This window comes from Clostridium sp. 1001283B150225_161107_B6 (assembly GCF_015556325.1).
Taxonomy (GTDB): Bacteria; Bacillota; Clostridia; order Lachnospirales; family Lachnospiraceae; genus Enterocloster.
Window position 1 is genome coordinate 224533 of record NZ_JADNMD010000008.1, and the last position, 14537, is coordinate 239069.

Genomic DNA, 14537 nt, shown 5'->3' on the forward strand with positions numbered 1-14537 from the left:
TATGCTCCTCCGTCTTATCTTTACTTGCTTATGATTTCTTTCCAAACACATCAATGGCTGCGCCCATAATCGGCGCCGCTGCATCCGATGCCAGGAATGTCACTACCTCCGCCACCTCTTCCACCTGGAGCATGGAATCCAAATCAATGGTAACCGCCTGGTCGCTGTCCATCCGTTCCCTTGTATGCTCCGTATTGGTCATTCCCAGGTAGATGGCATTGACATTCACCCCATATTGTTTGACTTCCTCGGACAGCGTATGGGTAAAGCTTACGATTCCGCCTTTTGACGCAGCGTATGCGCCGAATCCGGGAAAGAAATGCTTGGCTGCCGAAGAACTGATGTTGATGATTTTACCGTACCGGTTCCGTATCATGGCCGGCAGGACTGCCTTTGTACAGAAAAAGGTTCCGTTGAGATTAATGGAAATCTGGCTCAGCCAATCTTCATTGGATGTCTCTGCCACGGGAACGGACTTGTGATAAGCCGCATTGTTCACAAGTACATCCACGGTTCCCGCCTCCTGCTCAATTTCGCGGAAGCATTGCTCCACCTGTTCCGGTACGGCGATATCGCAGGTTTTCACCAGCGCCCTGCCGCCCTCTTTCCTGATTTCCTCCGCAACTGCCTGCAGCTTTCCCCCGGTTCTCCCAATCAGCACCGCCACCGCTCCCTCTCCGGCAAATGCCTTTGCAAACCCTGCGCCCAGGCCCTGTCCTGCGCCTGTAATTGCCACTACTTTATTTTCAAATCTCATACGGTGATTCCATCCCTTCTGTCAACTGTCCCATTTTCCCGGGCCAGGAGTTTCAGCACTGCATCCGGTTTTAACGGCAGGTGGTGTACCTGGACCCCGATTGCATTTGCAACAGCATTTGCAATTGCACCGGCGGACGGCACCACGGAACATTCCCCGATGCTCTTTGCCCCATAGGGCCCTGTGGGCTCTGTCTCCTCCACCAGCCCCACCTTGATGGGCGGCATCTCATTGGCATTCATGATATGGTACTGCTTAAAGGTAGTGTTTTTCACCTTTCCCTTGTCGTCAATTATGATGCCCTCCGACAGCGCGTATCCAAGTCCCATCTGTACCGCGCCTTCAATCTGGCCTTCCACGGACATGGGGTTTAATGCCTTTCCAACATCGTGCACCGCCGTATATTCCAGGACCTTAATCCCGCCTGTCTGGGTATCCACCGATACCTTTACAAAGTGGGCGCCATAGGACATGGCCAGCCCATAGGAGGCAAATGTGTCTGCACAGCAGATATCTCTCTGGTTCACCTTCCTTGCATGTGTGATGACCTCCTCCAGGGTTGCCCTTTTATCAGGATTGGTTTTCACACAGACCCCGTTGTCCTCAAGCTTCAGGTTCTGCTGTTCCTCCTCCAAAAGCTGGGCCGCCTCTTTCAGCAGCTCCTGTTTGATTTGCCTTGCCACCTTCACTGCGGCATTGCAGCTCACATAGGTGCCTCTGCTGGAGTAATTTCCCAAATCATACATGGTGGCGTCGGTATCCGACTGTATACATTCAATCCGGTCCATGGAGATTCCCAGTTCCTCTGATACAGCCTGGACCTGGGTGGTAACGGAACCATTGCCCATATCGCTGACCCCGGTAAACATGACAACGGAACCGTCCTCATTCATCTTAAGTATGACGCCTGTTGTGTCGGGACACACGCCGTATACTCCGTTTCCATGAGTGGCTGCAGCCATTCCCGCTCCAATGCGGTACCTGCCGCCTGCCGCCCTGGATTCCTCCTGCTCCCTTACAGCCTCTTCCCAGCCGAATAATTCCATTCCCTTTTTCACACAGTCAATGGGCCTTGCATTTCCATGCTTCTGCCCGTTCCTCTGGTCAAAACCATCCGGCTCAACCAGGTTTTTCAGCTGCATATCAATGATGCTTATATGTAAGTCCCTTGCTATCTGGTTCATCTGGCACTGCTGTGCAAAAAATTCCTGGGGGGAACCAAATCCCCTCATAGCGCCTGCAATGGGAGTGTTGGTATAGACCGGTGTGGCCCTGAACCGGATATTGGGGGTCTTATGGTTTTTGAAAAACTTACCGCTCATGGCCCACACAATACTCATGGTCCCGCCTGCATATGCTCCCGCATTGATGATGACCTCCATGTCCTGGGATATAATTGTCCCATCCTTTTTTACGCCGGTCTTAATCCTGATTTCCATTCCGTGCCGGGTCCTGGAGGACACGATATCCTCCCGCCTGTTGTAAACCAGCTTCACCGGCCGTCCTGTCTTCATGGCAAGCAGCGCTGTCACAGGCTCTGTCACTGTGTCGATTTTTCCGCCGAATCCGCCGCCCATCCCCGGATTCACCACCCGTACCTTGCTCATGGGGAGTCCGAAAATCCGGCTCAGGTTCTTCCTGTATCCGAACACATCCTGGCTGGGCGTATAGACGGTCAGCTTGCCGCTGCTTTCATAGACAGCAATGGATGCATGTGTCTCAATGGCGCTGTGGTGAATGGCCGGTGTGGTATACGTATCTTCATATATATAATCCGCTGCCTTAAACCCCGCCTCCACATCACCGGCTCCCATATCCACCGGAAAAATAATATTGCTTTCCCCGTGAATGGGATAGGCTCCTTCCTTCAGCGCTTCCCTGGGGTCTGTATAGAAGGGCAGCTCCTCATATTCCACCTGGATTAACTTTAACGCCTGTTCCGCAATCTTCACTGTATCCGCTGCCACAGCCGCCACCTTATCACCCACATAGCGCACCGTATCGTCAAATACCCGTTCTGTCTTGTGCCCGTCAATCTCTTCGCCGCAGCTGTTGTACTTTGTGTCCGGGGAGTTTAAGTAACACACCACCCCATGGACACCTTCTAACGCCTCGGCCCGGCTTGTATCAATCCGCTTTATCCTGGCGTGGGGCACGGGGCTGAACAATATCTTGGCATGGAGCATTCCGGGAAATTCCAGGTCAGCCGTGTATTTCAACTGCCCGGTTACCTTCATGGCCGCGTCACGGACCGGGATATTCTGTCCTATCATTCCCATTCAGTTTTCCTCCTTCTGCACACCGGCCTTTGCCTCCGCCATCCGCTTTGCAGCCAGCTGGATGGCCTCCACAATCTTCACGTACCCCGTGCACCGGCACAGGTTATTGGAAATGCCGTTGTTCCTGATTTCCTCCTCTGTGGGATTGGGGTTCTGGTCCAGAAGAGCCTTGGCGGACATCACCATTCCCGGTGTGCAGTACCCGCATTGTACTGCCCCGGCGTCTATGAATGCCTGCTGAATCGGGTGAAGGGCGGTTCCGTCGGAAAGACCTTCAATGGTTTCAATCTTCTTTCCTTCCATGTTTCTTGCAAGCATCAGACAGGAATTCACCGCCTTCCCGTCAATAATGACTTTACAGGCGCCGCAGTCCCCTGTACTGCATCCGCACTTTGCGCCTGTCAGTCCCAGAACCTCCCGCAGCACGAATAATAAGTTCCAGTTTTTTTCTACGCTTACCTGTATTTTTTTTCCGTTAATATCCAGACACACCTGTTCCATTATCTCACTCCCATGCGTTTATATTCTGTCTTCTCCCATAATGCAGCCGGCCACTTCTTCTTTTGTTATGGTTCCAAAATAGGGTCTTATATCTAAATCTTCAAGAACACGGCTGACAGCATCCCTTTCATAAGCCACACCTGTCAGCAGCTGTTCTATATCTTTCATTTCCATACATCCCAGAAAGTCACCCTCAAACCGAATCTGCTCTATCCGTGCATTCTTTAAAGATGCCCTTACCGTGATGCCGCCTCCTGCAAACCGTTTGCTGTATATAAAATCTGCCGGCGGATTTTTGCCGTAGGTCCAGAGAAATGATTGGTATTTGTCATGGGCCAGGCTCATTATCTCCATGTGCTCTTCCCGGGACAATGCATATTCCTTTCTCTCCGTTCCTTCAAAAAGGGCATCCAGCAGTCTTTCCCTGAATTCCAGAACCTCCATGTCATAAGGAAGATGTTCCGCAATTGTGGTAACTCTTGACCGCACTGACTTGATTCCCTTTGACACCAGCTTATCCTGCTTTACCCGCAGCGCCCTGCTCAATACTTCCAAATCCGAGCTGAATAACAGAGTTCCGTGAAACAGTACCCGGTTCTTATAGATTCTCACCGCGCTTCCGGATATCTTGGCGTCTCCCAGAACCAAATCATTCCTTCCGTTTATCCCTGCCCGGATTCCCATGCCCTGCAGCGCTTTTACGACGGGCTTCAGGAAAATGGAGTAGTCTGTGTTTGTAAAGTCCCCATGTTCCATAATAAAGCTGAAACATAAGTTTCCCAAATCGTGGTACACAGCGCCGCCGCCGCTGGTTCTCCTCACCACATCGATTCCATGGGATTTTACAAATTCCCCGCATATCTCTTCGTGGGTGTTTTGAAATGCACCCACAACAATGGTGGGACGGTTCCTCCACAGCATGAGTACCGGCTCCCTGATATCTTCTTTTTTTAAGAAAAATTCTTCATATGCCAGATTTTCCGAACCGATAATGCTGTTAGTTTCCACGTATATCATAGTAAGGTCCTCTCATTTCCAGCTATTTTTCCCAAAAATATCCACATGGTGCAAGGCGCTCCATGTGGATATCCTCTCAAATTAATAAATATGCTCTTTTCTGTTTCCTACACAGCCGGCACTTCCTCCTCAAGCTTCATTTCAGGAACCTCATCCTCCGTTGTCTTGGGAAGAATAATGTTTAAGATAAGGGCAACCAGAGCCGTTCCGGGAATGCCGGTAAAAATAGTTGTAACGGTTGCCGGTAAAAATGCCAGATTAGCCACTCCGAAATTGCCGCCGATACCAATGGCCAGCGCAATGGCCAATATGGTTGTATTTCTCTCCGTGAAATCACTCATGCTGATAACGCGCAGCCCGGATGCTGATATCTGGCCGCACATGACAAGGACAGCCCCTGCCATAACGCAGTTTGGAATGAGCGCCAGTAACTGTGCCAGTTTTGGAAATACTGCAAATGCAAGGAAGATGATTCCTCCTAAGCCGGTGACAAAACGGCTTCCAACGCCGGTCATTGCCACAATACCCACATTAGCGCTTCCCGTAATAACCGGAGCACCGTTAAAGACCGATGCGAACATGCCTGTGATGCCGCCTCCGCGGATGGTCCTGGATAATTCCTCAGATGACGGAAGACGGTTGGATACCGCAGTAACCAGTCCCGTGGTATCTCCCACCATTTCCATCAGCGTGCCGATGTGGACCGCACAGATTGTCAGGATTGCCCCCACATTGAATTTCACGCCCCATGCAAAGGGTTTAACCATGGAAAACCAGGAAGCCTCTCCGATGCTTGAGAAATCCACCATGCCGAGGGCTGCCGCAACAATGTATCCGATAACCATACCGATTAATATACAACATTGTTTAATTAAGCCTCTTCCGAAAAAGTTTAAGAGAACAATCACCACAATGACCATTACGGCAATTGCCAGTTCAATCATCGCGTTTTCGCTTTCCACATTAAAGTTGCCGAATGCCGTTGCGCCGATACAGACGCCTACGGTCAGAACCACTGCCCCTGTTACGGTAGGGCTGAAATACTTATGTAAGTACTTGATTGCAATGGGACCAAGAATAAACAGCACACCGCTTCCAACCAGGGCCGCCCCAAATGCGCCGCCGATTCCGATATTCGGATTATTGGCCGCCACCACCATTGGTGTTATCAGTGTAAAGCTTCCTCCTGATACAATGGGGAGTCTGGCTCCAATATGCTTACCGATTCCAAAGGACTGGATAATAGTAGCAACACCGGTGATAAATAACGCACATTGAATTAATAAAGCAGTTTCCTTGACACTGAGTCCAAATCCCATGGCAAGCAGCATACCTACTGCAATCTGTCCTGTAAATGCTGATAATACATGCTGGAATGCCAATGGAAATGCAACTGCCAATCGGGGTTTGTCTTCAATACCATAACTCATCATTCTCATAACTAACTCCTGTTTCTGATACTCCCGCCATTTCTGCCTAATGTATGAAGTTCTCCTTTTTATTTTTTATATTCAAAACTTTACCCGACGAATTGGCGCCATACTTGGTCAGGTATTGGCAGGGTTTCCATAATGTACCTTGTCCGCTCATTTGAAAAAGACAAACGCAAGGGCAAATGAACATTTGGGACTGTGTCCTTTATGGAAACCGGTAGTTTGAATCCTAGCCAGCTCAGAGTGTGTCTGAAAATTGCTTTCCGCCAGGCCCTAATTATCCGGGTTGAGCTGCTTTGTCAATTCAGCCATCTTCGCACCAAGGGCCCTGGCTCTTTTTAAGCCTTCCGGGTCATCCATTACCCCTGACCCGTCACCCGGATTCCAGAGACTGGCACCTGCGTAAGTTCCCGCTCCCCCGTTGCAGACAACCATTCCCTGTGTATGGTAAAATCCAAGGATTGCATTCAGTGCCGCTTCCTGTCCTCCGTTTCTTGTTCCGCCCACTGCAATTGCAGCGCCCACCTTGCGGTTGAAAAATGCGGGATTCTTTTTTATGATATTCCAGGTCGGCCGGAACCGGTTGAAAAAGGCCGCCAGCTGTGCCGTAATATTCATCTCATATACCGGGGATGCTATAATCATCCCGTCAGCCTGATAGACTTTTTCATAGAGGGGAGTCATATCGTCCTCATAGACAGTACACCGGACCGCGTCCTCTTTCAGGCATTTGTTGCAGTGGATGCAGAAGTTCAGCTTTCTTGCCCTCAGCTCTATGAGCTCCACTTCCACGTCCCCTGTTTCCCGCGCCCCCTCCAGCGCTTCCTGCAATGCAGCATAGGACGATTTCCTTCTTGGGCTTCCACATATTCCGATTATTTTTACCATGCCGCCTACTCCCTTCAGGTCAGAACACTGATTTTTTTCATACTCTATTTTTACATGTATCCTTTTTATCGCGCAATTATCTCTTGTGCAATATACACAATTTTATCCTGTGTTTTTGTTATTTATTATACGTTTTTCTTAATTATATCAAAAAAAAACAGATTGTCAACGAATCCAAACCAGTTTCCGGATGAAACTGGTTACATCAGACCTTCTATATCACGGGTGTTATCTATCGCTTATCTCTATCATTTTTTACATTATTTATGGTGGTTTCCCTCAGCTTTAATTCCACCGGAAACAGCACGCTTTTATTCTCCGTATTGCCTCCCAGCTTTTCCAGCAGCAGCCTGGCCGCACTTTCCCCCAGCTGATAATTGGGCGCTACCACGGTTGACAGGGACGGTATCACAAAGCTGGCCACCGGGTTATCGTCAAAACCCATTATCTCCACATCTTCAGGCACACGGATGCCATGGAGCGCCAGATACCTCATGGCCGCAATGGCCATCATGTCGTTAAACGCAAATATGGCTGTGGGTTTCTCCTCAAGCCGCATCAAACGGCCGCATGCGTCATGGGCATCCTGCAAATCCGCGTAATGGGCCTTAACCATATGCAGACGGCAGTCCTTTTTCTCCGTGAAAAAATCATATACTGCCTTTCGGCGCCTCTCTGTCACCAGATATGTATCAGAGGTGCTGATGACCCCGAATATACGGTTTCCCTCCCGGTACAGATAGTCCAGTGCCAGCTGGACGCCTTTGTAGTCATCGCTGTACACGTATGTCACATCCCCCGGTGCTTCCGACTGTTCCATATTCTCAATCAGCACATAGGGCACCTGAATCTTGGCCATGCGCAGCTCCTCGCTGTTAATAAAACCAGAGCCGGATATAATCATTCCGTCAACACTTCTCTGGTCCACCCTCTGCCAGAAATCCTCGATGCTGTCCGTTGAAAATACAAGGACCTTATAATCCGCCTCCCTTAATACAGCCTGGCTTCCCTCCACCAGCTGGTTGAAAAATTCATTGCAAAGGGTTGGAATGACGCATAAGATTGTCTTTGTATAGCCGGTTGACAGGCTTTTGGCAGAAGGGTTGGGTATATAATCCACCCTCTTCATAACTCCAATGATGTGATTGCGTGTTTCTTCCGATACCTTTTCCGGCTGATTGATACATCTGGAAACCGTTGCAACCGAAACCCCTGCCAGGTATGCAATTTGTCTGATATTCAAAATATAACCTCCTTCTCCTATATCTGCTACACAGTATTATACTATATAAAACCGTAAAACAGATAACTTAATCCGTATAAAGATATTTTTGTGCAATTTTTACTTTTGTTTCTGTTTTGTATGTGCGGTGAACCTTCCGGGCAAGGGATTTTAGGCGGAAATACAGAATTTTTATCAGACGGATGGAAATCAGGATTTTTGTTAAATATTTCCAAATAAGTGCAAAAAAATCCCCTCTCCATATCCGGAAAGGGGAAAGGGTGAGTAGAGGGATTCGAACCCTCGGCCTCCAGAGCCACAATCTGGCGCGATAACCAACTTCGCCATACCCACCATAATTAAGTTATGAAACATCAGAGCTTGCGCTCAATGAGCCTGAAGGGATTCGAACCCCCGACCCACGGCTTAGAAGGCCGTTGCTCTATCCAACTGAGCTACAGACTCACAACTTCGGACAGCTTGATGTGACTCTGCACTTTCATGCCAACTGCTGTCAACGAGCTATAGTTTATCATATGTTTCTGGAGATTGCAAGCACTTTTTTTAAATTTCTTGTCCTTTTTTGCAGCCTTTTTCAAAGCCCGGACTCCGGAGCCTGAAAAAGGCTGCTCCAACGCCATATTAAACCGCGGAAACTACTGTGGCTGCCGGCGGAAGCGAATCCGCATATTGTCACCATCCATACGGCATATGGTGCCAAAGGGCAGGGTTCCCATGGGCTTATCATGGCCGGACCTGATATGGTACATCACAGGCATATCAAACCCTCCGAACCGGTCATGAAGAAATTCCTCTGTTTCATAGGTCCCGTCGTACCGGTCATTGGTACAATCCGTGAAATCGCCGAGAAGAATGCCTGCCGCATGCTCAAACAGACCGGCGTATTCCATCTGGGTGATATACATGTCAAGGGACGCGATTCCTTCCTCCACATCCTCCAGAAACAGAATCTTATCCCTGGTATCCAGCTGGTAAAAGGTGCCGCAGGCCCTGGCCAGTACGGATATGTTTCCGCCTGCCAGAACACCCTCCGCCACACCGCCGCGAATGGCCTTAAAGCCCTCCTCCCCCGGCGGATTCCAAAACTCCAGTTCATCCTCCATATTGAGGGCGGCATACAGCCCAGACCGGGTGTAGGCGTCAAAATCCTTCAGCATGTTGGAGCACACCATCGGCCCATGGAAGGTAACCAGATTCCCAAACATCTGGAATCCGGAATGAAGGTTTGTTATGTCGCTGTACCCCACAAATATTTTGGGATTCTGTTTCACCAGCTCAAAATCCAGGTACTTCATGATTTGGGAACTTCCATAGCCTCCCCGCACGCAGAAAACCGCCTTGACCTGTGTATCCCCAAACATGCGGTTCAGGTCCTCTGCCCGTGCCCTGGCATCCCCTGCCAGATAATTATGGAAATTATACATGTTCTCAAGACATGCGCCCAGTTTAACCCGGTATCCCATGTCCTCCAGCAGCTTTACGCAGCCATCCCTCTCATCCTCCTTTACAGGAAATGCAGGGGACACCAGACCTACCGTGTCCCCTTCCCTCAATCTCTCCGGAAATACCATCTGTCCCAATCCGTCCTTTCATTCATATTCAGCCTCATTCAGCCAAAAAGCTGCCCACGCCCCATTACCCGGCGTGGGCACCTCTGCTTTGCTTCATAACCATGGCCTGGCTTAATTACCACGCTTACTGTCTGTCAGCATATTTAAATATCGTATGACCGATATAGGTCTTGATAACGCCCTGGCATCCCGGCTTCACTAAAAGCTGGGCATTGCGGTAGTACAGAGGCAGGATAGGCATTTCCTCCATCAGAAGCTTTTCACCTGTCTCAAACAGCTCCATGCGCTTCTTATTGTCCGTCAGGCTCCTGGCCTCTTTCATCATGGCGTCGTATTCCTTGGCTTCATCATTCAGCCAACGGCACTGGGTTTCATTTCTCTGAAGAAGGAAGCAGTCCAGATTGGTGCTGGGGTCAGGATAATCTCCGGTCCAGCCGTCATAGCAGATATCAAAATTACCGGCTGTCTGCTCATCCCAGTATACCTTGGGCTCAAAGGTAACAATCTCCACATTCACTCCCAGATTTTCCTTCCACATAGCCTGCATGGCCTGGGCCACATCCTTTTTCTCCTGGTCGTTCTGGGTAATCAGGGTCAGGGTGGGATAGCCCTCTCCGCCCGGAAAGCCGGCTTCTTCCATCAGCGCCTTTGCAGCCTCCACGTCCTCTGTGAACAGGCTGCCCACCGTGGTGCGGTAATCATCGCCGGAGCCCTCATAGGGAATGCCGTGAGGCACAAAGGCATAGGATGATTCCGGCCTGGACGCAACGATGGACTGGTTGATGACATCCCTGTTAAGGGACATGGATAATGCCTTTCTCACCCGTGCATCTGACAGATAATCTTTCTCACAGTTAAAATCATAATAGCAGGTTCCTATGAGGTCATAGGACTTAAGCTCGTCGCTTCCGCCGTACTGTGACTGGGCCTGGGTCTGGATGATGGTATTGTCCACCACATCCACCTCCCCTGCATTGTAGGCGGACAGGGCTGCTTCTGCGGACTCAATAAACACAATATTCACGCCGTCCAGCTTCACTGAATCCGCGTCAACGTATTCCGGATTCTTCTCCAGCACATAGCTGGCCTGGGGATTGATTTCCTTCAGGCGGAACGCTCCGTTGCTCACATAGGTATCCGCCGACTTGGTCCAGGCTTCAGGGCCTTCCACCGCATCCTTCTTCACCGGGAAATAGGCGGTAACAGCCGTAAGGTCAATGAAATAAGCGGTGGGGTTCTCCAGCGTGACCTTCAGGGTCTTGTCATCCTCCGCCTTTACGCCCACATCATCGGCAGATGCCTTTCCCTCATTATATGCTTCGCCGTTCTTCAGATAGAACAGGTACCATGCGCCGGGAGAGGCTGTATCCTGCGCCAGGGTGCGTTTCCAGGCATACTCAAAGTCCCCTGCCGTCAGAGGGGAACCATCCGACCATTTTAAGCCGTCCCTCAGGGTAAACGTATATTCCAGGCCGTCCTCGCTCATGCTGTAGGTCTCAGCGCAGCCGTTAATCAGGCCGCCGTCCGGTCCAATCTGCATCAGCCCGGTGAACAGGTTTTGAAGCACAATGGACGAGGTGGCATAGTTGTTCATGGTTGGGTCCAGTGTCTCAGGCTCCTTCTGCATGGCGTAGGTCATGACCTTTGCACCCCCGCTTTGGGCGCCCTCTTCCTTCCCGCCCGATGCCTGGGTTGTCTGCCCCACCGCCCCGCTCTCAGCCGTTTTCTCAGAACTCTGTCCGCCGCATCCTGCCAGCATGGAAGCAGCCATTACAAGGCTCAATAACACTTTCAGTTTTTTTCTCATTTTGCTCCTCCTTGTCTTGGGCACCAAGCAACCGTCTCATGGCCGCTTACGTGCAATACATGTCTCTGGTACGTTTTCCCGCTTCCGTAATCTTCTATTACGAATCAAAAAGATGGCAGGCCACCTTATGTTTATCATTGACAGCTTTTAACTCCGGCTTTACCTGGCCGCATATATCCTTTGCATAGCGGCACCTGCTTCTGAAGGGACAGCCGGGAGCCGGATTAATGGGAGAGGGCACATCCCCTTCCAGGATAATTCTCTGGTTCCCCCTGGCCAGCTTCGGGTCTGCCACAGGCACTGCGGAAATCAGGGACTGGGTGTAAGGATGAAGCATGTTGTCATACAGCTCATCCACCTGGGCGTACTCAATCAGGCTGCCCAGGTACATAACCCCCACCTCCGACGAGATGTGGCGCACCATGGACAGGTCATGGGAGATGAACAGATAGGTGAAATGGAACTTATCCTGCAATTCCTCCAGAATATTGATGACCTGGGCCTGGATGGATACATCCAGGGCTGATATGGGTTCATCGCAGACAATAAACTCCGGCTCCGCAGCCAATGCCCTGGCTATTCCGATTCTCTGTCTCTGTCCTCCTGAGAACTCATGGGGATACCGGTTAATATGGTCCGGTTTAAGTCCAACCATCTCAATCAGCTCCCTGACCCTGTCATTCTTATCCTTTCCCGTGTGGAGCTTCATGGCCCATATCGGCTCGGCAATGATATCCCCTATGTTCTTTCTCGGGTCCAGGGATGTATAGGGGTCCTGGAATATCATCTGCATCTTCTTCCTGTAGGGAGCCATCTGGCTGTCGTTCAGTCCGGTGATGTCCGTTCCCTGGTACAGAATCCGCCCTTGCGTTGCCTGGTACAGTTTAAGGATGGTACGGCCAACCGTTGTCTTGCCGCAGCCGGATTCCCCCACCAGTCCCATGGTGCGGCCCTTTTCAATGGAAAAGGATACGCCGTCCACTGCCTTTAACACCTTTGGCTTGGAAAAAAGACCGCTTTTCAGTTTAAAATGCATCTTCAAATCATTTACTTCAATACAGTTATTTGTATCCGTACATTGAGCCATCACAGCTTCACCTCCCCCATCCGGGCTTTCACCGATTCATTGTGAAGCCAGCAGGCGCTGACATGTCCATTTCCCAGGTGGTAAAAGGGCGGCTGGTGGGCTGCGCAGAGCTTCATGGCATGGGAACATCTGGCTGCAAAAGGACATCCCTTCGGCGGGTTTAAAAGGTCGGGCGGCGTGCCGAAGATTGGCACCAGCTTTTCCTTTGTCCTCTTGGGTATGGAGGCCAGAAGCCCTGCTGTGTAGGGATGGCCGGTCCGGTAGAAGATATCCTCAATATCCCCTTCCTCCATGATTAATCCACCGTACATGACAATAACCCTGGTACACAGGCTGGATATAACGCCCAGGTCATGTGTAATCAATATGACGGAGGTGTTAAACTCATTCTTCATATGGGCCATCAGCTCCAGAATCTGGGCCTGTATGGTCACATCCAGCGCCGTGGTGGGCTCGTCTGCTATGAGCAGCCGGGGCCTGCAGCACATGGCAATGGCTATCATCACCCTCTGGCGCATACCGCCGGAAAGCTCATGCGGATACTGTTTCAGCCTGCGCTCCGGACTGGGAAGCCCCACAGCTTCCAGCATGGCCAGGGCTTTTCCGTCTGCTTCCCTTCTGGAAAGCTTCTGATGCCGCATCAGGGGACCCCGGAGCTGCTCCCCCACCGTGAACAGGGGATTTAAACTGGTCATGGGGTCCTGGAATATCATACCAATCCGGTTTCCCTGAATCTTCCTCATTTCCTTTGGAGATTTCTTAAGCAGGTCCTGGCCGTCAAAGAGCAGGGCATCTGCCCGGCGTAGGGCATTGTCCTCCAAAAGCCCCATGATTGACAGCATGGTAACACTTTTGCCGCAGCCGGATTCCCCCACGATTCCAAGGCTCTCTCCCTTCCCCACACGGAAGGTGATGCCCCTTACGGACTGCACAAGGCCTGCGTCGGTTGCAAAACTGGTGCGCAGGTTCTCCACCTCTAAAATTGTATCTTCCATCATGTTCATCCACCTATTTCTTAAGTCTTGGGTCCAGAGCATCCCTCAGCCCGTCACCGATAAAGTTCAGGGCAAATATGGTAATGCTGATTGCCAGCGCCGGAAACAGCATCTGGTACGGATATGAAAACAGATATTCTATGGCATCATTGGCCAGGGTTCCCCAGCTGGCCTTCGGCACCTGGATGCCGATGCCCAGAAAGCTTAAAAACGCCTCCTGGAATATGGCCGACGGAATCAGGAACGTGACCGTCACAATAATGGAGCCCATGCTGTTGGGTATGAGATGATGTATCAGAATCTGCCATTTGCTCAGTCCGCAGACCTTTGCCGCCAGGGCAAAATCCTGCTCCCTCAGCGTCAGTATCTGGGCCCGGACCATTCTGGCCGTGGTAATCCAGTAGGTGAGGCACATGGCAATCAGGATGCTCTGGATGGTATTCCCCAGAAACATCATAATTAAAATCATATAAATCAGGCTGGGAATGCCGGTGAGTATATCCACCACTCGCATCATGACGATATCCGTGGTTCCTCCCACATAGCCTGATATGCCTCCGTAGAGCACGCCGATGACCATATTGATGGCTGCCGCCGCAAAACCAATGGACAGGCTAATCCGGGCCCCGTACATGGTCCTGACGAAAATATCGCGTCCCATCTTGTCTGTTCCGAACAAATGGGCTCTGCCAGGCCACTGGAGGGCGTTTCCAAAATCAGTCTGGTCATATGTATAAGGAGAAAACATGGGGACAAATATGGCAGCCAATGTCATGATAACCACAATGGCTATGCCCAGCATGGCCAGCTTATCCTTTTTAAGCCGTATCCAGCAGTTTTTCCAGTAGGAGATACTGGGCCGGTTTATGGATTCCATCTCCCGCTCTGCGTCCGTAAGTCCGGCCAGAAGTTCCTCCGGAATCACATCCGACATGGTAAATTCAACTCTCTCTTCCATC

Annotated in this window: 12 protein-coding genes and 2 tRNA genes; all 14 read right to left on the reverse strand. The window is 50.6% G+C overall.

The annotated features are described in order from the left end of the window. Positions 1 to 28: 28 nt before the first annotated feature. The 14 genes from I2H39_RS18750 to I2H39_RS18815 all read right to left on the reverse strand — a co-directional run bounded on the left by I2H39_RS18750 (position 29) and on the right by I2H39_RS18815 (position 14536). Positions 29 to 757, reverse strand: a complete 729-nt coding sequence (locus tag I2H39_RS18750; protein WP_195627276.1) for an SDR family NAD(P)-dependent oxidoreductase — start codon at positions 755 to 757, stop codon at positions 29 to 31. Next, the gene (locus I2H39_RS18755) at positions 754 to 3036 is read right to left on the reverse strand and encodes a molybdopterin cofactor-binding domain-containing protein (protein WP_195627277.1); all 2283 of its coding nucleotides are present in this window, start codon (positions 3034 to 3036) and stop codon (positions 754 to 756) included. Before I2H39_RS18755 ends, I2H39_RS18750 begins: the two co-directional genes overlap by 4 nt. After that, entirely contained in the window at positions 3037 to 3537 is a 501-nt protein-coding gene (locus I2H39_RS18760; protein ID WP_138309680.1) for a (2Fe-2S)-binding protein, read from the reverse strand. Between the two features lie 18 nt (positions 3538 to 3555). Beyond that, positions 3556 to 4554, reverse strand: a complete 999-nt coding sequence (locus I2H39_RS18765) for a lipoate--protein ligase (protein ID WP_195627278.1) — start codon at positions 4552 to 4554, stop codon at positions 3556 to 3558. Positions 4555 to 4661: 107 nt separating this feature from the next. Continuing rightward, complete coding sequence (locus I2H39_RS18770) at positions 4662 to 5993, reverse strand: solute carrier family 23 protein (protein ID WP_138309682.1); 1332 nt, start codon at positions 5991 to 5993, stop codon at positions 4662 to 4664. A 267-nt stretch (positions 5994 to 6260) separates the two neighbouring features. Then, on the reverse strand, positions 6261 to 6875 hold the full coding sequence (locus I2H39_RS18775; RefSeq protein WP_195627279.1) for a flavodoxin family protein: 615 nt from the start codon (positions 6873 to 6875) through the stop codon (positions 6261 to 6263). Positions 6876 to 7107: 232 nt separating this feature from the next. Next, positions 7108 to 8118, reverse strand: coding sequence for a LacI family DNA-binding transcriptional regulator (locus I2H39_RS18780; protein ID WP_138309684.1), 1011 nt, complete (start codon positions 8116 to 8118; stop codon positions 7108 to 7110). 259 nt (positions 8119 to 8377) lie between these two features. Beyond that, positions 8378 to 8451: transfer RNA gene (locus I2H39_RS18785), tRNA-His, on the reverse strand. A 37-nt stretch (positions 8452 to 8488) separates the two neighbouring features. Continuing rightward, positions 8489 to 8562, reverse strand: a tRNA-Arg gene (locus I2H39_RS18790). Between the two features lie 191 nt (positions 8563 to 8753). Beyond that, a complete protein-coding gene (locus I2H39_RS18795; RefSeq protein ID WP_138309685.1) occupies positions 8754 to 9689 on the reverse strand; it encodes an LD-carboxypeptidase in 936 nt (311 codons plus the stop codon). Between the two features lie 124 nt (positions 9690 to 9813). Then, complete coding sequence (locus I2H39_RS18800) at positions 9814 to 11496, reverse strand: peptide ABC transporter substrate-binding protein (RefSeq protein WP_195627280.1); 1683 nt, start codon at positions 11494 to 11496, stop codon at positions 9814 to 9816. A gap of 97 nt (positions 11497 to 11593) precedes the next feature. After that, a complete protein-coding gene (locus I2H39_RS18805; RefSeq protein ID WP_138309723.1) occupies positions 11594 to 12583 on the reverse strand; it encodes an oligopeptide/dipeptide ABC transporter ATP-binding protein in 990 nt (329 codons plus the stop codon). Continuing rightward, the gene (locus tag I2H39_RS18810; RefSeq protein WP_347708594.1) at positions 12583 to 13578 is read right to left on the reverse strand and encodes an ABC transporter ATP-binding protein; all 996 of its coding nucleotides are present in this window, start codon (positions 13576 to 13578) and stop codon (positions 12583 to 12585) included. The genes I2H39_RS18805 and I2H39_RS18810 overlap by 1 nt, the downstream gene beginning before the upstream one ends. 13 nt (positions 13579 to 13591) lie before the next feature. Continuing rightward, complete coding sequence (locus tag I2H39_RS18815; RefSeq protein ID WP_138309688.1) at positions 13592 to 14536, reverse strand: ABC transporter permease; 945 nt, start codon at positions 14534 to 14536, stop codon at positions 13592 to 13594. Position 14537 lies beyond the last annotated feature (1 nt).